At 58.6% G+C, this 23554-nt stretch carries 22 protein-coding genes and 1 other RNA gene; 13 read left to right on the top strand and 10 right to left on the bottom strand.

The window, feature by feature from the left end:
* Positions 1–39 precede the first annotated feature (39 nt).
* Both KP703_RS04585 and KP703_RS04580 read left to right on the top strand, forming a co-directional pair.
* Entirely contained in the window at positions 40–1536 is a 1497-nt protein-coding gene (locus KP703_RS04585) for an ABC transporter substrate-binding protein/permease (RefSeq protein WP_252353851.1), read from the top strand.
* A 226-nt stretch (positions 1537–1762) separates the two neighbouring features.
* A complete protein-coding gene (locus KP703_RS04580; RefSeq protein ID WP_062140983.1) occupies positions 1763–2668 on the top strand; it encodes a LysR family transcriptional regulator in 906 nt (301 codons plus the stop codon).
* Between the two features lie 44 nt (positions 2669–2712).
* Here KP703_RS04580 and KP703_RS04575 read toward each other — a convergent pair whose 3' ends face one another.
* The 3 genes from KP703_RS04575 to KP703_RS04565 form a co-directional block, all read right to left on the bottom strand.
* On the bottom strand, positions 2713–3678 hold the full coding sequence (locus KP703_RS04575; protein WP_215753949.1) for a hypothetical protein: 966 nt from the start codon (positions 3676–3678) through the stop codon (positions 2713–2715).
* 62 nt (positions 3679–3740) lie between these two features.
* The gene (locus KP703_RS04570; RefSeq protein WP_062249557.1) at positions 3741–5024 is read right to left on the bottom strand and encodes an AAA family ATPase; all 1284 of its coding nucleotides are present in this window, start codon (positions 5022–5024) and stop codon (positions 3741–3743) included.
* Positions 5021–5614 (bottom strand): hypothetical protein, encoded by a 594-nt coding sequence (locus tag KP703_RS04565; RefSeq protein WP_215753948.1) that lies wholly within the window; start codon positions 5612–5614, stop codon positions 5021–5023. The genes KP703_RS04570 and KP703_RS04565 overlap by 4 nt, the downstream gene beginning before the upstream one ends.
* A gap of 225 nt (positions 5615–5839) precedes the next feature.
* Between KP703_RS04565 and rimP the strand changes: the two genes are divergently transcribed.
* From rimP to rbfA, 5 genes are read left to right on the top strand one after another with little or no spacing between them, the layout of a single operon-like run.
* Positions 5840–6424: a ribosome maturation factor RimP gene (gene rimP / locus KP703_RS04560; RefSeq protein ID WP_062140989.1), complete on the top strand. Its 585-nt coding sequence runs from the start codon at positions 5840–5842 to the stop codon at positions 6422–6424.
* A gap of 30 nt (positions 6425–6454) precedes the next feature.
* Entirely contained in the window at positions 6455–7987 is a 1533-nt protein-coding gene (gene nusA, locus KP703_RS04555) for a transcription termination factor NusA (RefSeq protein WP_062140991.1), read from the top strand.
* Positions 7988–8012: 25 nt separating this feature from the next.
* Positions 8013–8666 (top strand): RNA-binding protein, encoded by a 654-nt coding sequence (locus tag KP703_RS04550; protein ID WP_062140993.1) that lies wholly within the window; start codon positions 8013–8015, stop codon positions 8664–8666.
* Positions 8663–11335 carry a translation initiation factor IF-2 gene (infB, locus tag KP703_RS04545; protein ID WP_215753947.1) on the top strand — a complete coding sequence of 891 codons (2673 nt, stop codon included), beginning with the start codon at positions 8663–8665 and terminating at the stop codon, positions 11333–11335. Before KP703_RS04550 ends, infB begins: the two co-directional genes overlap by 4 nt.
* Complete coding sequence (rbfA, locus tag KP703_RS04540) at positions 11332–11802, top strand: 30S ribosome-binding factor RbfA (protein WP_215753946.1); 471 nt, start codon at positions 11332–11334, stop codon at positions 11800–11802. The genes infB and rbfA overlap by 4 nt, the downstream gene beginning before the upstream one ends.
* Positions 11803–11824: 22 nt before the next feature.
* Here rbfA and KP703_RS04535 read toward each other — a convergent pair whose 3' ends face one another.
* Positions 11825–12277, bottom strand: a complete 453-nt coding sequence (locus KP703_RS04535) for an Lrp/AsnC family transcriptional regulator (protein WP_215753945.1) — start codon at positions 12275–12277, stop codon at positions 11825–11827.
* Between the two features lie 126 nt (positions 12278–12403).
* Between KP703_RS04535 and alr the strand changes: the two genes are divergently transcribed.
* The 3 genes from alr (at position 12404) to KP703_RS04520 (ending at position 16743) form a co-directional block, all read left to right on the top strand.
* The gene (alr, locus tag KP703_RS04530; RefSeq protein ID WP_373687437.1) at positions 12404–13558 is read left to right on the top strand and encodes an alanine racemase; all 1155 of its coding nucleotides are present in this window, start codon (positions 12404–12406) and stop codon (positions 13556–13558) included.
* Positions 13559–13586: 28 nt separating this feature from the next.
* Positions 13587–14846 carry a D-amino acid dehydrogenase gene (locus tag KP703_RS04525; protein ID WP_215753944.1) on the top strand — a complete coding sequence of 420 codons (1260 nt, stop codon included), beginning with the start codon at positions 13587–13589 and terminating at the stop codon, positions 14844–14846.
* A gap of 265 nt (positions 14847–15111) precedes the next feature.
* Positions 15112–16743: a glucoamylase family protein gene (locus KP703_RS04520; protein ID WP_252353845.1), complete on the top strand. Its 1632-nt coding sequence runs from the start codon at positions 15112–15114 to the stop codon at positions 16741–16743.
* 75 nt (positions 16744–16818) lie between these two features.
* Here the strand turns inward: KP703_RS04520 and KP703_RS04515 are convergent, their stop codons facing one another.
* From KP703_RS04515 to KP703_RS04495, 5 genes are all read right to left on the bottom strand, one after another.
* On the bottom strand, positions 16819–17211 hold the full coding sequence (locus KP703_RS04515; protein ID WP_043549369.1) for a VOC family protein: 393 nt from the start codon (positions 17209–17211) through the stop codon (positions 16819–16821).
* A 25-nt stretch (positions 17212–17236) separates the two neighbouring features.
* Positions 17237–18892 carry a fumarate hydratase gene (locus tag KP703_RS04510; protein ID WP_215753943.1) on the bottom strand — a complete coding sequence of 552 codons (1656 nt, stop codon included), beginning with the start codon at positions 18890–18892 and terminating at the stop codon, positions 17237–17239.
* Between the two features lie 42 nt (positions 18893–18934).
* On the bottom strand, positions 18935–19483 hold the full coding sequence (locus KP703_RS04505) for an SspB family protein (protein ID WP_215753942.1): 549 nt from the start codon (positions 19481–19483) through the stop codon (positions 18935–18937).
* A gap of 243 nt (positions 19484–19726) precedes the next feature.
* Positions 19727–20059: a transfer-messenger RNA gene (ssrA, locus tag KP703_RS04500) on the bottom strand.
* 35 nt (positions 20060–20094) lie between these two features.
* Entirely contained in the window at positions 20095–20799 is a 705-nt protein-coding gene (locus KP703_RS04495) for an HPP family protein (RefSeq protein WP_215753941.1), read from the bottom strand.
* A 217-nt stretch (positions 20800–21016) separates the two neighbouring features.
* Between KP703_RS04495 and thyX the strand changes: the two genes are divergently transcribed.
* From thyX to KP703_RS04480, 3 genes are all read left to right on the top strand, one after another.
* Positions 21017–21928 carry an FAD-dependent thymidylate synthase gene (gene thyX, locus KP703_RS04490; protein ID WP_061507791.1) on the top strand — a complete coding sequence of 304 codons (912 nt, stop codon included), beginning with the start codon at positions 21017–21019 and terminating at the stop codon, positions 21926–21928.
* A gap of 10 nt (positions 21929–21938) precedes the next feature.
* Complete coding sequence (locus tag KP703_RS04485) at positions 21939–22214, top strand: hypothetical protein (RefSeq protein WP_062248999.1); 276 nt, start codon at positions 21939–21941, stop codon at positions 22212–22214.
* A 154-nt stretch (positions 22215–22368) separates the two neighbouring features.
* Positions 22369–22653 (top strand): hypothetical protein, encoded by a 285-nt coding sequence (locus tag KP703_RS04480; protein ID WP_062141009.1) that lies wholly within the window; start codon positions 22369–22371, stop codon positions 22651–22653.
* Between the two features lie 40 nt (positions 22654–22693).
* Here the strand turns inward: KP703_RS04480 and KP703_RS04475 are convergent.
* A partial coding sequence (locus tag KP703_RS04475; protein WP_215753940.1) for an Mrp/NBP35 family ATP-binding protein occupies positions 22694–23554 on the bottom strand: 861 nt, incomplete at its 5' end.

Here is a 23554-nt window from a genome sequence, read left to right as displayed (position 1 = left end):
GCCCGTTTTCTAACCGTTCCGCAGTGGATTGTGTGCGCAATGGTTCTGGTGCTGCTGGCCGGGGCAGGGGGCGTGGCCCCTCAGACTGCCCGTGCGGAACAGCCTTTGCGCTGGGCAGCCGATGCCTCGGCGGACGTGCCCTATACCTTTCATGATCTGAATGATCAGTCTCGCCTGACGGGCTTTGAATATGACCTGATGCAGTCTCTGGGCGAGCATATCCACACGCCCCTGCAATTTGTGCAGAATGACTGGGATGGTCTGATCCCCGGCCTCCAGCGCGGCCTGTATGAGATGGTGATCTGCGGGATTGAGATCACGCCAGAACATGCCGAAGGGATTGATTTCAGTGCGCCGTATTATGTGACGTCTGAGCGGATTGTGGTGCGGCGCAATGGTCCGGCTCTGACCGGGCTCGATGCGTTGAATGGCCATGTTGTTGGAACCATCAAGGCCACGCAGGCGGAGCGCATTCTGGCCAATCATCCGCAGGTGCAGGTTCGCACCTATGATGAAGAGACCAATGTTTTTATGGATCTGGTCAATGGCCGCACGGATGCGGTGCTGATCGACGGCCCGATTGCCCAGTATTACGGCGCGACCAACCCGGACCTTCTGGTGGTGGGTGAGCCGATTGGCACGGTCTCCTACGGGATTGCCTTTGCCAAAGGGAAGAATGCCGCGCTGCGGGAGCAGGTGAATACCGCTCTGGAAGCCATGAAGAAAGATGGCAGCCTGCACCGTATTCTGGCGCGCTGGAATTTGTGGACGCCGCAGACAGCGGCCTGGGCTGAAGATGCCTCCACACCAGAAATCGAGCCGACGAGCTGGAATGATTACGTAGCCGCGTTGCACGGCTCTTCCGGCTGGCACGCTAAAGTGGCGCGTTATGCAAGCTTCCTGCCGCTGCTGGCCAAAGGGGCTGTGCTCACCCTTCTGGTCTCTCTGTGTGCCATGGTGCTGGCTGTGGGATTGGGGCTGACGCTTGCCTTGCTGCGGCTCTATGGCCCGGCTCCGCTGGCCACGCTCTCCTCGCTCTATGTTGAGATTGTGCGTGGCACGCCGCTGTTGATCCAGATTTTGCTGATTTTTTACGGTCTGCCGCAATGTGGCCTGAACCTGACCCCGTTTGTGGCCGGAGTGCTGGCCCTTGGGCTGAACTACGCAGCGTATGAAGCGGAAAATTATCGGGCCGGGTTGCAGTCCGTCGCGCGCGGGCAGATGGAAGCAGCCCTCGCGCTGAATATGACGCATGTGCAGGCGCTCCGCTACGTGGTCGTGCCGCAGGCCTTCCGGCTGGTGATGCCGGTTATGACGAATGACTTCATTTCTCTGCTGAAGGATTCCTCGCTGGTTAGCGTGATTACCCTAACTGAGCTGACGCAGACCTATATCCGCCTTTCCTCGACCTACTTTGACTATTTTGGTACGGGTCTGATGGTCGGCGGGGCGTATCTTCTGCTGGGTCTGCCGTTTGTCCGGCTGGCTCGGATGGCGGAGAAAAAACTCTCTCAACCCCATATCAGGCGGCGTTAAACCCGCCTGCCAATGCGCTTAGGGCATGGCGGGGCCGAGAACTCACTATATTGTCTCTCTCAGGAGCATGCTTCACAAATGACACAAATAACCTGATAGGTTTGGGTTATCATCTGTTTCTGTCTGAGGGTGTAGGACGCGGCGCAAGAACCGGGCTGTCCGGTCCGATTATCCTGAGGGTGGCGGCGGGTTATGGCGGAATTTCTGCAAAAAAGTCCGGGATTGAATGGATCTTCTTTCAGCATTGCACAGCTTTGTCCGCGTGGCGGCCACAGGCTCCTTTTCCGCTGTTTCGCGAGAGACAGGGGTTAGTCAACCGACGATTTCCCGCCATATTGCGTTGCTGGAAGCGCATTACGGCACAACGCTGTTTGCGCGTACCACCCGCAGCCTGATGATGACGGAAGACGGGCGCAGCCTGCTTCCGCATGCGTACGAAGTGCTGGAAATTCTGGAAACGGCGGAAACCGTTCTGGGCCGGCGGAGGGCCTCTGTCTCCGGTCTGGTCCGGTTAGGGATGACAACGGCCTTCGGGCTGTATTTCACCAGCCGTCTGGGTGAACTGCTGGAACGGCACCCAGATCTTTCCGTCGAGGTTGTGATCCGTGATGGATTTGGCGATCTGGTGGAAGAAGGGCTGGATCTGGCCGTGCGTGTCGGGGACATTGCCGAAGGCTCTCTGATTGCCCGCAAGCTGGGTGTCGTCCGTAAGTGGCTGGTCGCCTCTCCGGCCTGTCTGGCCCGCTGTGGCACACCGGAACACCCCAGAGATCTCCCGGAATATCCTGCCATTGTCTATAACTATGGCGGCGGTCGGCATGACTGGCACCTGTTCCGGGATGAGGAAGAAAGCGTTATCGCACCGTCTACCGTATTCCGTGCCAATAGTAGTGAGGCCGTTCTGTCTGCCGTTCTGGCGGATATCGGGATTGGCCTGCTGCCGGAATTTCAGGTGCGTGAGGGTGTAGAGGAAGGCAAGCTCGTCCGGCTTTTCCCGGACTGGCGTATTCCCAATCTGCCCTTCTATGCCGTGCATACCGGGCCGCGCACATTGCCGCTCCGCACCCGGACAGTTCTGGATTTTCTGGTGGAAGTTTCTTCAGAAGTCCTGCGGGACGATCTGTCTAGCTGACCGGACGTTGTGGGCGGGCCACTGCCGCCCACTGCACCGCCCTTTTAGCTATGAAAGCCGGGGTCTGTGGCAACGGCTGGCGGCAGAGGAACGCTGCTGTCCATCTCGCCTTTGTAGCTCTTGCGCAGGTAAGGCAGCCAGCCTTTCAGCCAGCTATCGGTCCGGTCTACAAAATCAGCCACCACAGGCGCGTCCGCCATGCCACCATGTGACCAGTTCTCCGGGGAGCCCGGCACAGTCGCTTTCGGGCCGGGCAGCGCCGGGCTGATCAGGGTGTGAATGGTCGCAAAATCCACGCCTTTTCCAGATTTGCTTTTTTCAATGCGCGTCCATGCCGCATCCACCAATACCGGCGGAAGCTGAAAGCCCATCATGCCTAGCCGTTGCAGGGCAGGCGGGATGAATAGCGGGCTGCTCATCATACCCTGCAGAGCCTGATTGGATGTGAGGAACAGATTGTTGGCCACCTTGATGGGGGACGTCATCCAGCATTCTGTCCGGTTGCCATCCTGCGGCAGGTCTCCCACCGTAAAGTTAAAGGTGTTGTGGCACTGGGCTGGCAACTGTTCTGTTTCAGAGGTCGGGAGAGATTGCGTCGTTGCCTGCGCAATGATGAAGCCGGTGACGGCCCCCTGTTCTGAACGCACGAAGATGGAGGTCAGCACCTCTCCGTGGTCAACGTCATCCTGATAGTTCAGGACCGGATGCCATTTGCCCGCAGGAAGCGGGAGCTGCCGCCCGGCAAAGGGAATTACGCCTTCAAACTGCGCATCCATCGGCGGCTGCGAGATCATGCGCCGTCCTTCATCTGCGTTGGGCTGTGCATCCGTGCTTGTGGCCGAGCGGCCCATCATATGGCCCACTTTGGACGTCAGCGTTCCATAATAAGGCAGCCGATTGACCAGCCAGGGGGCCGGGAACAGCACGGAAAACACCCCGCACACACCGGTGGTAATCAGGGCGGTGCGCCACAGGGGCGCCCGTTGCCAGAGGCGGGTAAAAGCGGACATGCCGGGTTGCTCAGTTCACACAGTTCAAAGGCGGAAGGTAAGGCCAGTCGGGAAGACTGGCCTTACGGCGTCAGGCGGGCATGAATGGCGTCGCCATTATCAGGCGTACCATCCGCAATCTTGGCGGTAATCGTGCCGTCGTCTTCCCGAACGATGCGCACCATCTCTGCCCCTTGCTGGCGGGCCACAATCAGCGATTCACTGATCATGTCTTCAATGGAGCGCACCAGATCACGCGCGGAGGCCGAATCGCCCATGCGGCTCTGGCGGCGCATCACGTCAATCAGCAGGCCGGCATCAATGCCGCCGGTTTCCACTTTCAGGCCGTAGCTTTCAATCATACCTTCGATTTCCAGCGCGGAAACGCGGGCAATATCCAGCCCCTTCAGGGCGCGGAACACAAAAATGCGGTCCAGACGGTTGAGCACTTCCGGCGCAAAGCCTGCCTGACGCAGCGCCTCGACCGACTCGGCGCGCATGCGGTCCGGGTCATTATGCAGGCGGTCAGCAATTTCCGTCAGCGCATCGGTGGCAATGTTGGAGGTCAGCACAAAAATGCAGCGTACGGTGGAAATCTGCTGCCCGGTGGAGGCTTCCGTCACATGCCCGTCGTTCCAGGCTGTCAGGAACTTTTTGAACACATCCGGGTGGGCTTTTTCAATTTCGTCCAGCAGTACCACGGCGTCCGGCTTTTCCTTCAGGCCGCCGGTCAGCTTGCCGTAGGTATCAGACCCCACATAGCCTTTGGGGGAGCCAAAAAGCTGGGTGGCGGCATGCGGGCTGCTCATCTGCGTCATGTCAAAATGCAGCAGAGGGCGCTCAAGCTGGCGGGCCAGCTGTTTGGCCAGATAGGTTTTGCCGGTGCCGGGTGGGCCTGCCAGCAGGAAGATGCCGACCGGTTTGCCGCGCACCTGGAGCGCCAGACGGCGGCGCAGCTGCGTGGCAATATCCTCACACACCTGATCCTGCCCGATAACGCGGGCGCGCAGGTTGGCGGCCAGTTCCTCGGCATCAATTGTTGTTTCCCGCTGTTCCCGCGCCAGCATTTCTTCCAGCGCGTTGCGGTTGGTCAGTCTGGCGAGAACGTCCATCATCCACCCCCGTCGGCGTAAAAGGCCCTTGCGTGCGAGCCGTTCAGCGCGTGTTTCAAATAACAGCCCCCCGATTGTCAGCACTCCACCCAGAGCAGCCAGCACAGGCCATGCAGGCGCGCACCACTCCATGAAGTGGGTCAGGGAGGCCAGCGAGAGGTGCAGGCTGATGGCCATCTGGACACTGGCAAGCACCAGAAAGATGACCATCATCAGCGGCATCAGCCGGTTAAGGGCCGGGAGCAGGCCTTTCATTGCGCAATCACCGTCAGGCCAAGTGTGTCACCCTGATGCATGATGGGCAGGGCCTGCGGGCCAAACATGGTCACCACACCGCTGCCTATCCCGACATTACCGGGGTCAGACGACGGAATGATATCAACATTTCCGGCGACTGTAATGGGAAGAATGAGAACCGTTGGTTTAGGCTGAAGCAGCACGGTCTGGCGTGTGGTTCCACAAATCACGGTCACAGTGCCTCCTGCTCCGGTTGCATCAAAAATCGGCATGGCCACCAGCCGCAATTCCCGCCGTTTGACGGCTGCCAGAATATCGGCCTGTTCTTTTTCAGAAAAGCTGGACATGGCCAGCGCATCAGCTGCCTTGTCCGGCGCAATGAGGGAAAACTGCACGCCGGGGCGCGGCTGCGCGGTCCCGCTATTCTGGTCCGCAGCACCCCCGGAAAGAGGAGCGGTGCTCCCCCCGGTGCTGGAACCAGAATAATGATAACCGGCCCCGGCTACCAGAGCGCAGGTGGCAAGCGCCACCATAAGGAGGCGGAAATGGGAGGGTTTTTCCTCTTTTTCCGTCTGTGCCTTGTATGCGGGGTCAGGCGAATGAGTCATGAAGCAATCAGACATACCCGGGCAGGAAAGTGCAAGTTCTGAGCTCTTAGCAAAGCCCGGAAAAGAACGCATGCCCATTAATTTCTTTTTCACGAATTCGCGGGCCGGGGCGGCTCGACTCTGTTTCCGCCCTTGCAGCCTGGCAGTGTATCCCCTACATGAAGGATCATCCTTTCATTGAATCAGAATTTTGGGGGGTGGCCTTGACGGGCCGCCTTTTTTGCATTGGACGCTGATCTGCCTGCTCATTCCGGTCTTGAAGCCCGACTTGTCGCCCTTGTGGCGCCAACGCTGGAAGACCTGGGATATGAAATTGTCCGCGTTGCGGTGCTGGGGCGTGAAAGCCCGACCGTGCAGATCATGGCTGACCGTGCCGATGGTTCGCTGATCAGCGTGGAAGACTGTGAACGTATCAGCCATGCAGTAGGCGCTGTGCTGGACGTGGAAGACCCCATTCCGGGGGCGTGGACTCTTGAAGTCTCGTCTGCGGGAATCGACCGGCCGCTGACCCGTGCCAAGGACTGGAACCGGTTTGCCGGGCATCAGGCCAAGGCCGAAGTGCTGGTGCCGATTGATGGCCGCCGCCGGTTTTCCGGTGTTGTGCTTGGGGCGGAAGATGGTATTGCCCGGCTGCGGCTGGATGATGGGACCGAGGCCGCCCTGCCGCTGGAAGAAATCCGGCGGGCAAGACTGGTCCTGACAGATGCCCTGATCGAGGCGAGTGCGCAGATGGCGCGCCCGACCGAGACGGGTGAAGAAGAAAAGAGCAAGGCCGGGGAAGAAGATCCGGCCGGGCGCAAGTTACACTGATCAAGCCGCCTGCTTTGGAGAGCTGAGAGTATGGATACCTCTGTTTCCCGTCCTGAACTGCTGCTGGTTGCAGATGCTGTCTCGCGCGAGAAGGGAATCGAGCGCGAGGAAGTTCTGGAGGCCATGGAGCAGGCCATCCAGAAGGCCGGTCGTGCAAAATACGGGCACGAAAAAGATATTCGCGCGACAATCGACCGCCGCACGGGGGAAGTCCGTCTTTCTCGCTGGACGGAAGTTGTCGACACGGTAGAGAACGAAGAAACTCAGATTCCGCTGGCGATTGCCTGCAAATTCCAGCCGGAAATCAAGGCTGGGGAGTATCTGGTTGATCCGCTGCCGCCGATTGATTTCGGCCGTATTGCCGCCCAGACCGCCAAGCAGGTGATTGTTCAGCGCGTGCGTGAATATGAGCGCAAGCGCCAGTACAATGAGTTCAAGGATCGCGTAGGCGAGATCATCAACGGCACCGTCAAGCGGACCGAGTATGGCAACCTGATGGTTGAAATCGGCTCTGCGGAAGCGCTGCTGCGCCGTGATGAGCTGATCCCGCGTGAAACGTTCCGCAACTCGGACCGCGTGCGTGCGTATATCTATGATGTGCGTGACGAACCGCGTGGCCCGCAGATCTTCCTGTCCCGCACGCATCCGGCCTTCCTGGCTAAGCTGTTTGCGCAGGAAGTGCCGGAAATCTACGACGGCATCATCGAAATCAAGGCTGTGGCGCGTGACCCCGGCTCCCGTGCGAAGATGGCCGTGATCTCCCGCGATGCGTCCATCGATCCGGTCGGTGCCTGCGTTGGTATGCGCGGTTCCCGCGTGCAGGCTGTTGTGGCCGAATTGCAGGGTGAAAAAATCGACATTATCCCCTGGAGCCCGCAGGCTGCGACCTTCGTGGTGAACGCTCTTGCTCCGGCTGAAGTCAGCAAAGTGGTGATGGATGAAGAAGCTGGGCGCGTTGAAGTCGTGGTGCCGGATGAGCAGCTTTCGCTGGCCATCGGGCGTCGTGGCCAGAACGTGCGTCTGGCCAGCCAGCTGACGCGCTGGGATATTGATATCCTGACCGAGGCTGAAGAATCCGAGCGTCGTCAGGAAGAATTCCGTCGTCGGACCAATCTGTTTGTGGAAGCGCTGGACGTTGATGACGTCATTGCAGGGCTGCTGGTCACAGAAGGGTTCCACACGATCGAAGAACTGGCCTATGCTGACCCGGACGAGCTGATTGGCATCGAAGGGTTTGACGAGTCGGTCGTCAGTGAGCTGGTTCAGCGCGCTGAAGGCTATCTGGTGCGTCAGGAAGAAAACCTTGATACCAAGCGCCGTGAGCTTGGTGTGACGGACGATATTGCCAATCTCGGGGTCTTCACAAACCAGATGCTTGTGACGTTGGGCGAAAAAGGTGTAAAAACCCTTGACGACCTCGCGGACCTGGCTGGTGACGAGCTTGTCGAGATTCTCGGATCCGATGCCATTGAGGAAGATGCTGCCAATGAAATCATCATGGCGGCACGTGCTCACTGGTTTGATGGAGAAGAGGGTAAGCCTTCCGGTCAGGAAGAGGGCTAAGCAGGTCTTTCGGGCCTGACGAACAATGAGTGGTGATTTGCCCGAAGCGTATGATGATGAGAAAGGTCCCCTGCGGCGTTGCGCGGTAACGCGTGAGCAGGGGCAGCCTGCCCTGATGATACGGTTTGTGGTATCACCCTCTGGTGTGGTGGTGCCGGATCTGGACGCTCGCCTTCCCGGTCGGGGAATATGGTTGAGCGCCCGGCGGGATGTGATAGAACAGGCCCGCAAACGCGGTGTGTTCGCACGGGCTGCGCGGTGTCAGGTTACGGTGCCGGAGGATCTGTCTGCTCAGGTAGAGGCAGGTCTGCACCGGCGGATGGTGGAACTTCTTGGGCTGGCACGGCGTGCCGGGCAGTCCATAAGCGGTTTTATGAAGGTGCGGGAATGGGTCACACAGCGTCGTGCTGCCGTGATTGTTCACGCATCGGATGGAAGCGGAGATGAACTTGGTCGGCTCGTGTCGGGCGCCAGGGACCTCCCCGTGGTTGAGGCGCTTTCGACGGAAGACCTTGCAAAGGTTTTTGGGCGGGAGCGAGTTGTGAATGCGGCGCTGGCGGCCGGGGTTCTGGCCTCGCGTCTGTGTTGTGAGAATAAGCGTTTTTCGGGGGTTGCCGATGGTGGCTCCCGGGTTCGTCGGACCTTTCCGGCGGATGGGTGTGAACAGGCGGGTCAATGAGCGAAGGCAAGGATCAGGATCAGGGTAAGGGGCGTCTGTCCCTTCGACCGGCAGGGCGTTCGGAAGTCGGACGGACGGTTGATGCCGGGTCCGTGCGGCAGAGTTTCAGCCATGGGCGCTCGAAGGTTGTACAGGTTGAGGTGCGCAAAAAGCGTGGCCCCGGTACTCCTGGTAGCGCTGGTGGACGAGGTGCCGGTGGACGGGCCGGGGGTGGTCGTACCCTGACGGCTGCTGAACTGGCCATGCGCCAGCGTGTGCTGGCGGAACAGACAAAAGCGGCCGCTGAGGCTGAACGGCGCGAAGCCGAACGGCGCGAACAGGAAAAGATTCAGATCCTGTCCGCTGCTGAAGAAGCGCGTCGTCGGGAAGAAGACGAAAAGCGCGCTGCAGAAGAGCAGGCCGCAGCTGAAGCTGAGGCAGAAGATGCCGAACGTAAGGCTCGTATCGACTCCATCAAGCAGATTGAGCCGAAAGGCCCCGTTGTGTCGGCTGTGCCGATCCCGGGTGAAGTCACACTGGCTCCGCCGGTCAGCCGCCTGAAGCCTCTGGCTGAACGCGCCATTATGCCGGCGCGTCCGCTCAAACCGGCAACGCCGCGTCCGCAGCCTGCTGCTGGCGCCGGTGCGGAAGCCCCGGCTGCACAGACCCTGCGTCTGCGTGGTCGTGGTGCAGAGGGTGAGGACGAACCGCGTCGTGCTCCCTCCCGTCGTCCGGGTGGTGGGGCTCCGCCAAACCGCAAGAGCGCTGGTCCCCGCAAGGGTGATTCCGGGCGTCGTGCAGGCCGTATTGACGTGCAGGCCGCGATCGAAGGGGATGATGACAAGACGCGTTCACTCGCATCTGTTCGTCGCCAGCGTGAGCGTGAACGCCGTCAGGCTGAACTCGAACGTCTGCGTGCCGATCAGGTCCGTGTGGTGCGTGATGTTATTCTGCCGGAAACCATTACCGTGCAGGAACTCGCCAACCGTATGGCCGCCCGTCAGGGTGAAGTTATCAAGGCGCTGATGAAAAACGGCGTTATGGCGACTGTCACGCAGAGCATTGATGCCGATACGGCTGAACTGATTGTTGAAGAATTCGGCCACCGTGTGCGCCGTGTTTCCGAAAGCGACGTTGAGCTGGGCATTGAAGGTGTTGAGGATCAGCCCGAAGAGCTGAAGTCTCGTCCGCCTGTTGTGACCGTGATGGGCCATGTTGACCATGGTAAGACCTCCCTGCTTGATGCTCTGCGCACCACGGATGTGGCCGCAGGGGAAGCCGGTGGTATTACCCAGCATATCGGTGCCTATCAGGTTACTCTGAAGTCCGGCGCGAAAATCACGTTCCTGGATACACCTGGACATGAGGCGTTTACCGCCATGCGTGCCCGCGGTGCATCTATTACAGACGTGGTGGTGCTGGTGGTTGCAGCGGATGACGGCGTGATGCCGCAGACGATTGAAGCCATCAAACACGCCAAGGCTGCGAATGCGCCGATTGTTGTGGCCATCAACAAGATCGATAAGCCGGGTGCAAACCCGGACCGGGTGCGGCAGGAACTGCTGAACCACGAAATTGTTGTGGAATCCATGAGCGGTGACGTTCAGGACGTTGAAGTGTCTGCCACCAAGCGTCTGGGTCTGGACCAGCTGGAAGAAGCCATTCTTCTGCAGGCCGAGATTCTGGACCTGAAGGCAAACCCGGATCGTTCTGCTGAAGGTGCGGTGATTGAAAGCCGTCTGGACCGTGGCCGTGGCTCCGTGGCCTCTGTGCTGGTGCAAAAAGGCACCCTGCATAAGGGCGACATTGTTGTGGCGGGTTCCGAATGGGGCCGTGTGCGTGCGCTGATTGATGACCGCGGTCGTCAGGTTGCGGATGCAACACCGTCCATGCCGGTGGAAATTCTGGGCCTGACTGGCGTGCCGTCTGCCGGTGCACCGTTTGTGGTCGTGGAAAATGAAAACCGCGCTCGTGAGATCTGTGAATTCCGTCAGCGTAAGCTGAAGGAGCATCAGGTTGCTGGTCAGGTTGCTGCGCGCGGCACGCTGGACCAGATGCTGGCCCGTATTCAGGCTGGTGAGCAGAAAGAAGTTGCGGTTCTTATCAAGGCCGACGTGCAGGGCTCTGCTGAAGCAATTCAGACAACAGTCCTCAAGCTGGCGCATGAAGAAGTTGCTGTGCGGGTGCTCAATGCAACGGTGGGGCAGATCACGGAAAGTGATGTGCAGTTCGCCAAGGCGTCGGATGCCATCATCATTGCCTTCAACGTGCGTGCCACGGCGCAGGCCCGCACACTCGCCCAGCGCGAGGGTGTGGAAATTCGCTACTACTCCATCATCTATCAGGTGGCGGATGACGTGGAACAGCTGGTGCGCGGCAAGATTGCGCCCAAGCATCGCGAGAAGTTCCTGGGTTATGCCGAAATCCGCAAGGTTTTCGAAATTACCAAGGTCGGCAAAGTGGCCGGTTGCTACATTACAGAAGGCGTGGTCAAGCGCGGCTGTGGTGTGCGTCTGCTGCGTGATGGCGTAGTGATCCATGAAGGTGATCTGAGCCAGCTGAAGCGCTTCAAAGACGATGTGAAGGAAGTGGCCAAAGGCTACGAGTGCGGTCTGTCTTTCGCGGGTTACAATGACCTGCGCGAAGGTGACGTGGTCGAGTGCTTTGAAAGCGAACTGGTGCCTGCATGAGCCGTCGAAACGGATCAGGCAAGACAGGGATTGGAGGGCCGGCGGGGTATCTCGCCGGTCTTTCTCCTTTAGGGCCGTCTCAGCGCCAGTTGCGCGTGGGCGAAGAAGTACGGCGTGTGCTGGCGGAACTGTTCGCCCGCACCACCTTCCGGGACCCGGATCTGGCAGATGCCACGGTGACGGTGACGGAAGTCCGGCTTTCTCCTGACTTTAAACACGCCACTGTCTTTGTGGCCCGTCTGGGTCGCAGTGATATTGATGGGTTGCTGCCTGCGCTCAAGCGGGTTGCACCCTGGCTGCGTACACAGATGTCGCACAAGCTGCGTCTGCGTGCCGCACCAGAACTGCACTTCCAGCCGGACACCACGCTGGATGTTGCCATGCATATGGATTCGCTGCTGAAATCCCCGGATGTGCGGCGGGATCTGACGTCCGATGATCAGGACGATGAAGAGCCGGAAGACTAAGACTTCCGGGGCTTCTGACTGTTCAGCTCTTCCAGGGCTGAACAACGGGGCGGATTGCAAAATTGCTTTGAATCCGCACCACACCCGGCATCCGGGATAATTCTTCTTTATGAATCCGCTCATAGTCTGACATATCGCGCGCTTCTACGCGCAGCAGGTAGTCAGCATCGCCTGTCATCAGGTAGCATTCCTTCACGTCGGGGCATTCCCGCGCGCGGCTTTCAAAGCGGCGCAGGCAGTCGTCTGTCTGGCGTTCCAGCGTGATCTGCACAATGACGGTGGACATGCTGTGGACCGCGTTTTTATCAATAATGGCGCGATAACCCTGAATAACCCCTTCCTGTTCCAGAATTTTTACCCGACGCAGACAAGCGGACGGGGAGAGGCCAACTTTCTGGGCCAGCTCGGCATTACTCATGCGCCCGTCATGCTGGAGGTGGCGCAGAATCGAGTCTGTCATGCGGTCGAAGATCATAAGGCGATATCCTGCTTTTTTACGCATTTTATAGAGAATTATGCCGCATATGTCGCATTTTATGCGACTGATCGACAGGATATGCCATCGGCTTTTTGTTAAGGTTTTGAGATCGAAATATCCTGGGTGGTTGCTGTGGCGTCTTCCTGTGTTTCTGTTTCTCCCAACTGGCCGGCTCATCGGGCCGGCGCTGTTTTGACGATTGATCTCGCGGCCATTGCAGCAAACTATCGTCTGCTGGATGCCAGAACGCCCGGCGCGCTCTGTGCGGCCGTGGTGAAGTCTGATGCGTATGGGCTGGGTGCCGCACAGGTCGCACCCGTGCTGGAGCAGGCCGGGGCGCGGCACTTCTTTGTGGCGCATGTGGATGAAGGTCTTGCTCTGCGTCAATGGGTCTCACCCACAGCACAGATTACGGTTCTGCATGGGGCACGTCCTGAGGCTGCGGAAGACTGTGTGCAGTCTGGTTTGCGCCCGGTTCTGAATTCTCTGGAACAGGTGAGCCAGTTGCAGGCGCTGGCGGACAAGCTTGGCCGCCCGCTTGATGCAGCTTTGCAGCTGGATACTGGTATGTCCCGCTTTGGGCTTTCCGGTGCGGATGTCCGCACGCTGGTGCAGGAGCCTGAGCGGTTGCGGGGTATTTCGCTCAGCCTGATTATGAGCCATCTGGCCTGTGCAGATACGCCAGAAAACCCGGCCAATGCGGAACAGCTTCAGACCTTGCAGACCTATGCCGCTTTGTTGCCAAAAGCGCCGCTCAGCCTCGCGGCCTCCTCAGGTATTTTTCTGGGGCAGGCGTTTCACCAGAGCCTCGTCCGTCCCGGTGCGGCTCTGTATGGCATTGCGCCCAACACATCTGGCCCCAATCCGCTGGCGCCTGTTGTGAAACTTCAGGCGCATATCCTGCAAATTCGTCAGCTCTCCAAAGGGGACCGGGTGGGATACGGGCTGACATGGCAGGCGGATGGCCCGCGGCGGGTCGCAACCATTGCCACAGGCTACGCGGATGGCTTTGCGCGGCAAGGGGCTGGCAAGGGCTGTGCGTGGTTTGGCGGCCAGCGTTTGCCCATTCTCGGTCGTATTTCAATGGATTCCATGACCGTGGACATTTCCCATATCCCGGAAGGGAAGATTACCGCAGATGACACGGTCGATCTGCTGAATACCTCTTACGGGGTGGATGCCGTTGCTGAGGCAGAAGGCACTATTGGGTATGAAGTGCTGACCTCACTCGGGCGACGCTATCATCGCGTTTACGAAAAGACTGAACAGAACATCTGAATTTTCAAAAAATTAAAAGGTGGTTGCCATGAAGGTTATTGTTCTTGGTGGTGGTGTGGTTGGTGTGACATCAGCCTGGTATCTCGCGCAGGCCGGGCATGAGGTCACGGTGGTGGAACGCCAGCCGGAAGCCGGTATGGAAACCAGCTTTGCCAATGCCGGGCAGGTGTCCCCTGGCTATTCTGCACCGTGGGCTGGCCCGGGTGTGCCGTTGAAATCCATAAAATGGCTGATGATGGCATATCGCCCATTTGTGTTCTGGCCGATGCCGGACCCGCATTTGTGGTCATGGCTGGTGCAGATGCTGGAAAACTGCACGTCTGCGGCTTATGACCGGAACAAAGGCCGCATGGTGCGTCTGGCGGAATATAGCCGGGACGTGATGATGGACCTGCGGGCAAAAACGGGCATTGAATATGATGACCGCCAGCAGGGCACCCTGCAGGTCTTCCGCACCCAGAAGCAGCTTGATGGTGCCGCACAGGATATCGCTGTTCTCAAACAGTATCAGGTGCCCTACGAAGTTCTGGATCGTGCTGCCTGTGTGCAGGCTGAACCCGGGCTGGCGGATGCCGCCAACAAGATTGTCGGTGGCCTGCGTCTGCCGGGTGATGAGACGGGGGATGCCTTCAAGTTCACGCAGCGTCTGGCCAAAATGGCGGAAGAAGCGGGTGTAAAATTTCTGTATAACACCCGTATCAAACAGCTGTTATCCGAAGGTGGCCGGATTACCGGGGTGGATACCAGCAACGGTGTGCTGACGGCAGATTCCTATGTTCTGTCTCTGGGGAGCTTCTCTCCGGCTCTGGTGCGCTCTCTGGGAATGAAGCTGCCGATCTATCCGGTAAAAGGTTATTCTCTGACAGCAAATATCACACAGGCTGACCGCGCGCCGGTTTCCACCATTATGGATGAGACCTTTAAAATCGGCATTACCCGTCTGGGTGATCGTGTGCGTGTGGGGGGCACGGCAGAGCTGGCCGGGTTCAGCCGCCGTCTGCGTGCTCCGCGCCGGGCGACGCTGGAACATTCCGTAACGGATCTGTTCCCGGAGTGCTGTGATGTTCCGGGTGCGTCCTTCTGGACAGGCCTGCGCCCCATGACGCCGGATGGCACGCCCATTATTGGTCGTACCGGGCTGGAAAATCTGTTCCTCAATACCGGTCATGGTACGCTGGGCTGGACCATGGCCTGTGGGTCTGGTCGGGTTCTGGCGGATATCATGTCTGGCAAGAAACCCGATATTGCGTATGAAGACCTGAATATTTTCCGTTACGGTCTTTCATAAAACCTTTGTCATGATTTGCTCATTTTTGTGCCTGCAAGCGGGGCATGCAGGCCATGCAGAAGCGTATGGTCTGCGTTTTTTCAAAAAACTGTAAAACCGGTCAGGCAGAAAAAATGTTCTTCTGAAAAAACATATTTTCCGCTGGCGTATGACATGGATATGCCCCTTTTGGTTGGTGAGATAGCCAGCGAACAGGGATGTTCATGTTGCTCCTGATGCTTTCATAGGGTGGGCTTTGGTCGTTATGCTGCCAGACTGGTTTTTCTTGCCTTCGCGCTTTGTCTCATCTTTCCGCCGTGCCTGCCGACCGGTTCCCCTCTATGCCCAGAGGTTGACCCTTGGAGTTAGCCTGCTTGCTGTTGTCGGTGGGCTGACTGCACATCCTGTGGTTGCACAGGCAGCGGATATACAACAGTCCTCTCCGCAAAGTGCTGTGGCCATTCCCGCCCCACCGTCCGCCAGCCAGCAGCGACAGGCTGCCCGTCTTTCCACAAGCGTTGTGTTCAAACCCACCCGCACTGATATGGCGCTGATTGAGGATCTGGAGCACCGCACGTTCCTCTGGTTCTGGGAAGCAGGTGATGCGCAGACGGGGCTGGTGCCCGACCGTTATCCGTCTGACCAGACGCAGGCCAGTGTGGCGTCCATCGGCTTTGGTCTGACAGCTTATGGCATTGGGGCGGAACGTGGCTACATTACCCGCCAGCAGGCCATAGAGCGCACGCTGAATACCCTGCGTTATCTGACTAAACTCCCGCAGAATGACAGTGCAGAAAATGCCTCAGGCTATCACGGCTTTTTCTATCATTTCCTGAACAACAAGACCGGCCTGCGTTTTAATAAAGATATTGAACTGTCCAGCATTGATACGGCTTTGCTGATGCAGGGTATTCTGTTTACGGAAAGCTATTATACGCAGGACACGCCGCAGGAAGCGGAAATTCGCAGTCTGTCTAATCAGCTTTATCAGAATGTTGACTGGGCGTGGATGCGTCGGCCAGATATGCGGCTGAGCATGGGGTGGTCACCTGAGCATCAGTTCCTGCCCAACTACTGGGAAGGCTATAGTGAAGGCATGATGGCCTATATTCTGGCCCTTGGCTCGCAGAAGCATCCGCTGGAACCAGCCTCATGGCAGGCATGGCTCACGACGAATGATCGGCGATGGGGCGAGTATTACGGCCAGACTATGCTGAATTTTGCACCACTTTTCGGGCATCAGTACACCCATTCCTGGATTGATTTCCGGGGGATTCAGGATGACTGGAACCGGGAAAAAGGCATCGACTATTTTGAAAATAGCCGCCGTGCCACTTACGCCCAGCGCACCTACGCCATGACCAATCCCGGCAAATGGCAGGATTACGGGAAAGATGTGTGGGGCCTGACAGCCAGTGACGGGCCGGGTGAACTGACGCAGACTGTGGGAGGCACGCCGCGCCACTTCATGTCCTATTCCGCACGCGGGACAGGGCGTGATTATACGCAGGATGATGGCACCATTGCCCCGACGGCAGCGGGGGGTTCCGTAGCCTTTGCGCCGGAAATTGCCATTCCTGCTCTGCGGGAAATGAAACACCGTTATGGCAACCACATTTATAGCCGCTACGGGTTTGTGGATGCGTTCAACCCCAGCTTCCACACCGCAGACAAGTCGTTCTGGTCTGACACAGCCTATCTGGGCATCGATCAGGGACCGATTTTGCTGATGATTGAAAACTGGCGCAGCGGACTGGTGTGGAACACCATGAAGCGGAATCCCGCTATCCGGCAGGGCTTGCTGAAAGCAGGTTTCCGGGGTGGCTGGCTTGGGAACGAGGCAGAGGTTTCTGCACCCGCAAGCCAGCATGCCAATGCGCAGCATTCGGCTCAGAGTGGGCAGCAGCAGTCGGGCTGACTTTCGTTTGCAAAGTTAGTCAGGTGAGACCGGGTTATTATCACAGCCGGTTCCAGACTTTGATGGGAGAGGCGCTTATCCCTGATAAGACGCAATCTCGATCAGATTCTGGTCCGGGTCGTGGCAATAAACGGATGTGATCGGCCCCAGTGCGCCCAGTCGGGCTACGGGGCCTTGCACAACGCTGACGCCGCATTTTTCCAGATGTTCAACCACGTCGTCGCTCGTCACGGCGGTGACAAAACACAAATCGTTTCCGCCGGGTAGGGCATGCACGGCGGTCTCCCACCCGGTTGCGTCCTGCGGGCGAAGGTTGAGCTTCTGCCCGCCAAAACGCAGAGCTGTGCGGTTATTGCGCCCATATTCCTCGCGCTCCATGCCCAGCACACGCTGGTACCAGGAGGCGGAAATTTCGAGGTCTCTTACGGTCAGGACCGCATGGTCCATCCGGTCAACAGTAAAGCGCATGAGGTCAACACAGCTCCTTTAATGTTCAGCTGAGTTCAGCGTAGAAGTCATTCCCCTTGTCGTCGATAACAATAAAGGCGGGAAAGTCCTCAACCTCGATTTTCCACACGGCTTCCATGCCCAGTTCGGGATACTCCAGAACCTCAACCTTGCGGATGCAGTCCTGCGCCAGCCGGGCTGCCGGGCCACCGACGGAGCCGAGATAGAAGCCGCCATAGGTCTGACAGGCGTCCTTCACAGCTTTGGAGCGGTTGCCCTTGGCGAGCATGATGTAAGACCCGCCAGCAGCCTGAAGTTCGGCCACGTAGGAGTCCATGCGTCCCGCCGTGGTGGGGCCGAAGGATCCGGTTGCCATGCCTTCCGGCGTTTTGGCGGGGCCAGCGTAATAGACCGGATGGTCTTTCAGATACTGCGGCAGGCCTTCACCGCGTTCCAGCCGTTCCCGGAATTTGGCGTGGGCAATGTCACGCGCCACAACCACCGTGCCCGTCAGGGCAAGGCGGGTTTTGACGGGATAGCGCGAGAGTTCCTTGCGGATCTCATCCATCGGGCGGTTGAGATCGATTTTTACGGCCTCGCCTTCCAGATGCTCATCTGTGGTTTCCGGCAGGAAGCGGGCCGGGTCATGCTCCAGCTCTTCCAGAAAGAAGCCGTCTGCCGTGATGCGCGCCTTGATCTGCCGGTCTGCCGAGCAGGAGACGCCCATGCCCACCGGCAGGGACGCACCGTGGCGGGGCAGGCGGATTACGCGGACATCGTGGCAGAAATATTTGCCGCCAAACTGTGCGCCAATGCCCAGCTTGCGGGTGAGTTCCAGAACCTTCTGTTCCATCTCCACGTCCCGGAAGGCATGGCCAGTCATGCTGCCGCTGGTGGGCAGGCTGTCATACCAGTGGGTGGAAGCCAGCTTGACGGTCTTGAGCGTCTGCTCGGCAGACATGCCGCCAATCACAATGGCCAGATGGTAAGGCGGGCAGGCGGATGTGCCGAGGGTTTTGATCTTCACGTCCAGCCAGTCCAGTAGCTTCTGCTCAGAGCCGAGCAGGGCGCGGGTTTCCTGAAACAGGAAGGTCTTGTTGGCTGAGCCGCCACCCTTGGCCACAAACATCAGGTCAAACTGTTCATCATGATGCGTGGCGGGGCTGGCGAAAATATCGCACTGCACGGGCAGGTTGGTGCCGGTGTTCTTTTCCTCAAACATGCTGAGGGGCGCCATTTGCGAATAACGCAGGCTGGTGCGGGTGTAGGTTTCATACACGCCTTTGGAGAACGCGACTTCCTCATCGCCTTCCACCCACACGCGCTGGCCTTTTTTGCCAAAGACAATGGCGGTGCCTGTGTCCTGACACATAGGCAGCACGCCGCCTGCGGCAATGCAGGCGTTTTTCAGCAGGTCCAGTGCCACGAAGCGGTCATTGTCCGAGGCTTCGGGATCCTTGAGGATGCTGGCGAGCTGCTTGAGGTGGGCAGGGCGCAGGTAATGCGCGACTTCATGAAAGGCCTGCGCCGTGAACTCCGTCAGAGCTTCCGGTGTGATGTGCAGGATGGTCTTTCCGCAGCATTCCGATGTGCTGACACCGGCGATATCCACCTTCCGATAGGACGTTGTGTCCTCCCCCAGCGGAAAAATGGGGGAATAGGTGAAGGCGGGTACCGGGGGGCGAGGGGGCTGGCTGGTCATGATGTGCTGAACTCTCCGTCGGCCTGCCCCGAAAAGTGGGGCTTAACCGGGTGATGGCCCCTTCTTGCGAAAGGCGTCAAGACTGACAACCTGTGAGGAGGTGTCACTTTCCGCTGAGCTTTCAGCCTCTTTCCCGGCCGACGGCGCTGGGGTGGCGTCTGTTTCGGGTGCGGACTCTTCTGCCGGTTCCGCCGCCATGAAATGCAGGCTGAGATGGATGGAGGGGTCTGCAAAACCGGTAAAGGCGCGCACGGGAATTTCCAGAATGGAGCCTGCGCCGCCAAAGGACAGACCGACAGACACCTTGCCGGCTGTGCGGTCCACGTTCAGATCCCAGAACTGATGCTGCAGCACGATGGTCATCTCATGCGGATACTGTGCACGCAGACGATCCGGGATCACCACACCGGGGACGTCCGTGCGGAATGTCAGGTAAAAGTGATGTTCGCCCGCAAGGCCTTCACGGCTTACATACTCAAGCGCGCTCAGCATCACGCCGCGATAGGCGTCTTCCAGCCATGTTTCATACGGCAGCAGGCTTTCGGGCGGAAAAGTGCCATTTTCCGGGGTGTTATCGTGGTCATCCGCCATGAAAGCTCTCCTCGCTCGCGCCGGGTGGACGTGCCGACGTCTTGAATATCACTCTACCGTCAGCCATGCGTGAAAGAGGGGGGAAGTGCAAGGCGGCAAGTTATGATTCTGCAACACAGCAGGAGGCCGAAGGGTCTGCCGGATGACGATCAACTATGCTTGACCTGTGCAGGACGGGGCTTTTTGGGGTGTTGCCGGGTGCGGGACTGTAGGGGCTGAGTCCGGCTCATCTCATGGCTGTAAAGTGGGAGGGCTTCTGTTGCCCGGTGCCCTCCCGAACCGCGCTTATCGCTTATGCAGCGACAGCGAGCACCTCAGTGTTATCATTGGCACTTGTAAGTTTAGCCCGATAACGGCGGTACAATGCCGGGCAAAAGGAAGGTCTTTACCACGCGTGTCGAGCCTGTTTCGTCCCCATCTATCCGAGCCGCAAGGACCGGATTGTATTGGTGGAGACGCCGGGTACTGCCCCCGGGTCCACAACGATTATTCCACGTTCCGTTTATCACCATAGCCAAGGGGCAAGCCCCTCCGGCACTGATGAACATAAGGAGCACGGGGGCGGATTGCAAGAGCAGAGAAAGGGGACATCTGCCCGCAGCACGACGCGTTCAGTTTGGCGCAATACGGATGGCGCCCCGCCCGTTCCTGTGTTCCTCAGCCAGTGTGAGCAGGCGTTCCAGATCTTCGAGTTCAATGTCAAAGGCTTCACCGGTTTTATGAAGTGCGGCGAGGATATCCTCCCGACGCAGTTCGGTTGCGGTTTCTGTCGTGGGTGAAGGGGGCATGGCGTGATGAGGGTAGCTACGGCCAGAAAGCCGGTGAAACGCTATGCCCACACAGACCAGAATGAGCGAATTAAGCCCAACCGGAACCAGTGGAAACAGGAGGGCAGCGGTCGGTCCGGCTGAAGAGGGATGTAGCAGAACGGCTGTTAAGGCCGCAGCCCCACCGGGAGGGTGAAGTGAACGAGTCGCAGTCATCACCATGATGGCCAGCCCGACAGCCAGCCCCGCAGCAAGCATCTGATGCGGGATGGCGATGCTGACCAGCACCCCGATTGCGGCGGACAAAACATTTCCCATGATAACGGCATACGGTTTTGCCAGCGGACTTGCCGGAATAGCAAAAACCAGAACGGAAGAGGCGCCTATGGGAGCGACAATGGCGGGGAGCGCCGCGGGCGCTATCAGACCTGTCAGCGTCAGGCTGGCAAGGATGCCACAGACGGCCCCCAGGCCAACAGCCAGAGACAAGAAAGACGTGTAGTCGCCCCGTGCCGTAAACGGCAGCACGGAGGAGAAAAATTGACCCATACCTGAAGTATCCGTTCGACTTCGTTATAATTAATTTTGTGTTTTTATTGAGAGTAAGGAGGTCAGTGCTTTCTCTGCCTGCGTGTCATACTCTGGTTGATGCCGTCTAATTGAATAACATTATTAATTTATAAATTTCTCTTATGATGAGGCGGGAGAGCGCTGTTGCGTGAGATCAGGCATTTTCGCCCAGTGTATTTTGCGCTAGGGAGAAGGCATGTCACTGACCGATGCCCAGCGCGCCGAAATTGCGGCGCACGCCCAAGAAACCAGCTCCACTCGCCGCCCCACGGTGCCGGCATTGGAGGCTATGCTGTATGAACCGCAGGAAGTGCTCGACCACGGATTCCTGCGGGTGATCGACTATATGGGGGATGATTCCGCCATTGTGCAGGCAGCGCGTGTGTCCTATGGGCGCGGCACCCGCAAGGTGTCGGAAGATGCCGGGCTGATCCGCTATCTGATGCGGCATCGCCATTCCTCGCCATTTGAAATGTGCGAGATGAAATTCCACGTCAAACTGCCGATTTTTGTGGCGCGGCAGTGGATCCGTCACCGGATGGCCAGCGTGAATGAATATTCTGCCCGCTATTCGATTCTCGACAGCGAATTCTACATCCCCGCGCCGGAACACATGGCCGCCCAGAGTGCCGTGAACCGTCAGGGCCGTGGCGATGTGCTGGCTCCGGATGATGCCGCAGCGGTGATGGACATCCTGCGGGATGACGCCATCCGCACCTACCGCAATTATGAGACGATGCTGAGCACGGAAGGGGACGGCTACGGCCTGGCCCGTGAACTGGCGCGCATTAATCTGACGGTCAACACCTATACCCAGTGGTATTGGAAGATCGACCTGCACAACCTGATGCACTTTCTGGCCCTGCGGCTGGACCCGCATGCGCAGTATGAAATCCGCGTCTATGCGGAAGCCATGCTGAAAATCCTGCATGCCTGGGTGCCGCAGACGGCGGCGGCGTTTGAGGATTATCGCCGCGGTGCGGTGACGTTCTCTGCCGGAATGCTGAAAATTGTGCGCCGCATGCTGGCGGGTGAGCAGGTAGAGCAGGCCGGCTCTGGCCTGAGCAAGCGCGAGTGGGATGAAATGATGGCGGTCCTGAAGGGCTGATTTTCAGCCCATGAAGGACTCTTCATTCCATGACGAACCGTTTGTAGAGGATGAGGGCGCAAAGCCAGCATCCTCCCCTTTTCTGGCGACGTCGGATGACCTGAAAGGGCTGCGTCCGCCGTCCGACCGCCTGCCAAACTTCACCCCTTTTATTGTGGTGGCGGCTCTGCTGGTGGGTGTGTGGGCGTATCTGTTTTTTACAGCCCCGAAGGATATGAAGCCCCAGCATTTGCATGTGTGTGAAACACAGGGGCCGGATAGTCATAAGACACTCTGCCTTCACTAAAATTTGACAGAATCGTCAAGTTCCTTGTTTTCTGCGCAGGTCAGCCTCTCAGCATGAGGTGTGGTGGCGCGGCGGCACTCTTCTGTATCGTCACAAATGTCATCGTTTTTGGCGGCTGACGGGCTTTTTTGTACAGAAGATGGATTGCAGTGAGATGTCTATTTTATCATCAAAATTTTTACGCACGCTCTGTCTGGCCGCAGGTGGCGCGGCGCTGCTCGGCACGCTGACCCCGGCCCATGCAGAGGATTCTCTGCGCCAGCAACAGACGGAAGCCTGCAAGGGCGATGCGCTCAAGCTCTGCGCGCTGGCAATTCCCAATGAAAAGAAGATTACCGCCTGCATGGAGCGCAAGAAGGACAAGCTGAGCCCGAAGTGCCGCGCGTTCTTCGATAATAAACCGGCCAGCGGTAAGAAAGTGCCTGCTAAAAAACACTGAGTCTGACCGGGGGTGAGGCGGGTTAACCCGCCTCGTATAATCAGCTCGCTGCGTTGAGTTTGTCTTTAAGGGCGGCGGCCGTGGCCTGAGCAATGCGGCGGAAGGCTTTAGCCCCTTCGCTATCCGGTGCGCTGGCTACAATCGGGGTTCCGGCGTCCCCTGTAGAGCGGATATCTGCCAGCAGCGGCACTTCCCCAAGGAAGGGCACGCCCATGGTTTCAGCTTCCTTCTTCGCGCCGCCGTGGCCAAAGAGTTCTGTGTTGTGCCCGCAGTTCGGGCAGCAGAAATAGGACATGTTCTCAATCAGGCCGAGAACAGGCACCTTCATTTTCTCAAACATGCTCACGCCGCGCCGGGCGTCAATCAGAGCAATGTCCTGCGGGGTGGAAACAATCACAGCTCCGGCCAGTGGCACTTTCTGCATCAGGGAAAGCTGGGCGTCCCCCGTGCCCGGCGGCATGTCCACCACCAGAACATCCAGCGGGCCCCAGTCCACATCTGTCAGAAACTGATTAATGGCGCCCATCACCATCGGGCCGCGCCAGATCATGGCCTGTTTTTCATCCACCAGCATACCGATGGACACAGCGCTCAGGCCCCACACCTGCATGGGTTGCAGGCGACCTTCCCGCACTTCCGGCTTGGCTTCCGTGCCCAGCATGCGGTGCAGGGAGGGACCGTGAATATCGGCATCCATCAGCCCCACGCGTAGCCCTTCCTGCGCCAGACCAATGGCCAGATTGGTGGCGGTGGTGGATTTGCCGACGCCACCCTTGCCGGAGGCCACGGCAATGATGGCTTTCACATTCGGCAGCACGGGCGCGTCCGGGGCCGGGGCGGGGCCACCAAACGGACGATGCCCACCGCCGCCCGCTTTGGGGCGAGCCGGGGCGGAGGGGGC

The sequence above is a fragment of the Acetobacter sp. P5B1 genome, from assembly GCF_018811985.1.
Taxonomy (GTDB): domain Bacteria; phylum Pseudomonadota; class Alphaproteobacteria; order Acetobacterales; family Acetobacteraceae; genus Acetobacter; species Acetobacter cerevisiae.
This window is presented reverse-complemented; position numbering and strand designations above follow the sequence as displayed.

Excerpts from the sequence above, each read along its gene's own strand:
- KP703_RS04585 (WP_252353851.1), top strand. The coding sequence starts at position 40 with ATGGTTCTGGTGCTGCTGGCCGGGGCAGGGGGCGTGGCCCCTCAGACT.
- KP703_RS04580 (WP_062140983.1), top strand. The coding sequence starts at position 1,763 with ATGGATCTTCTTTCAGCATTGCACAGCTTTGTCCGCGTGGCGGCCACA.
- KP703_RS04575 (WP_215753949.1), bottom strand. The coding sequence starts at position 3,678 with ATGTCCGCTTTTACCCGCCTCTGGCAACGGGCGCCCCTGTGGCGCACC.
- KP703_RS04570 (WP_062249557.1), bottom strand. The coding sequence starts at position 5,024 with ATGAAAGGCCTGCTCCCGGCCCTTAACCGGCTGATGCCGCTGATGATG.
- KP703_RS04565 (WP_215753948.1), bottom strand. The coding sequence starts at position 5,614 with ATGACTCATTCGCCTGACCCCGCATACAAGGCACAGACGGAAAAAGAG.
- nusA (WP_062140991.1), top strand. The coding sequence starts at position 6,455 with ATGGATACCTCTGTTTCCCGTCCTGAACTGCTGCTGGTTGCAGATGCT.
- KP703_RS04550 (WP_062140993.1), top strand. The coding sequence starts at position 8,013 with ATGAGTGGTGATTTGCCCGAAGCGTATGATGATGAGAAAGGTCCCCTG.
- infB (WP_215753947.1), top strand. The coding sequence starts at position 8,663 with ATGAGCGAAGGCAAGGATCAGGATCAGGGTAAGGGGCGTCTGTCCCTT.
- rbfA (WP_215753946.1), top strand. The coding sequence starts at position 11,332 with ATGAGCCGTCGAAACGGATCAGGCAAGACAGGGATTGGAGGGCCGGCG.
- KP703_RS04535 (WP_215753945.1), bottom strand. The coding sequence starts at position 12,277 with ATGATCTTCGACCGCATGACAGACTCGATTCTGCGCCACCTCCAGCAT.
- KP703_RS04525 (WP_215753944.1), top strand. The coding sequence starts at position 13,587 with ATGAAGGTTATTGTTCTTGGTGGTGGTGTGGTTGGTGTGACATCAGCC.
- KP703_RS04515 (WP_043549369.1), bottom strand. The coding sequence starts at position 17,211 with ATGCGCTTTACTGTTGACCGGATGGACCATGCGGTCCTGACCGTAAGA.
- KP703_RS04510 (WP_215753943.1), bottom strand. The coding sequence starts at position 18,892 with ATGACCAGCCAGCCCCCTCGCCCCCCGGTACCCGCCTTCACCTATTCC.
- KP703_RS04505 (WP_215753942.1), bottom strand. The coding sequence starts at position 19,483 with ATGGCGGATGACCACGATAACACCCCGGAAAATGGCACTTTTCCGCCC.
- KP703_RS04495 (WP_215753941.1), bottom strand. The coding sequence starts at position 20,799 with ATGGGTCAATTTTTCTCCTCCGTGCTGCCGTTTACGGCACGGGGCGAC.
- thyX (WP_061507791.1), top strand. The coding sequence starts at position 21,017 with ATGTCACTGACCGATGCCCAGCGCGCCGAAATTGCGGCGCACGCCCAA.
- KP703_RS04485 (WP_062248999.1), top strand. The coding sequence starts at position 21,939 with ATGAAGGACTCTTCATTCCATGACGAACCGTTTGTAGAGGATGAGGGC.
- KP703_RS04480 (WP_062141009.1), top strand. The coding sequence starts at position 22,369 with ATGTCTATTTTATCATCAAAATTTTTACGCACGCTCTGTCTGGCCGCA.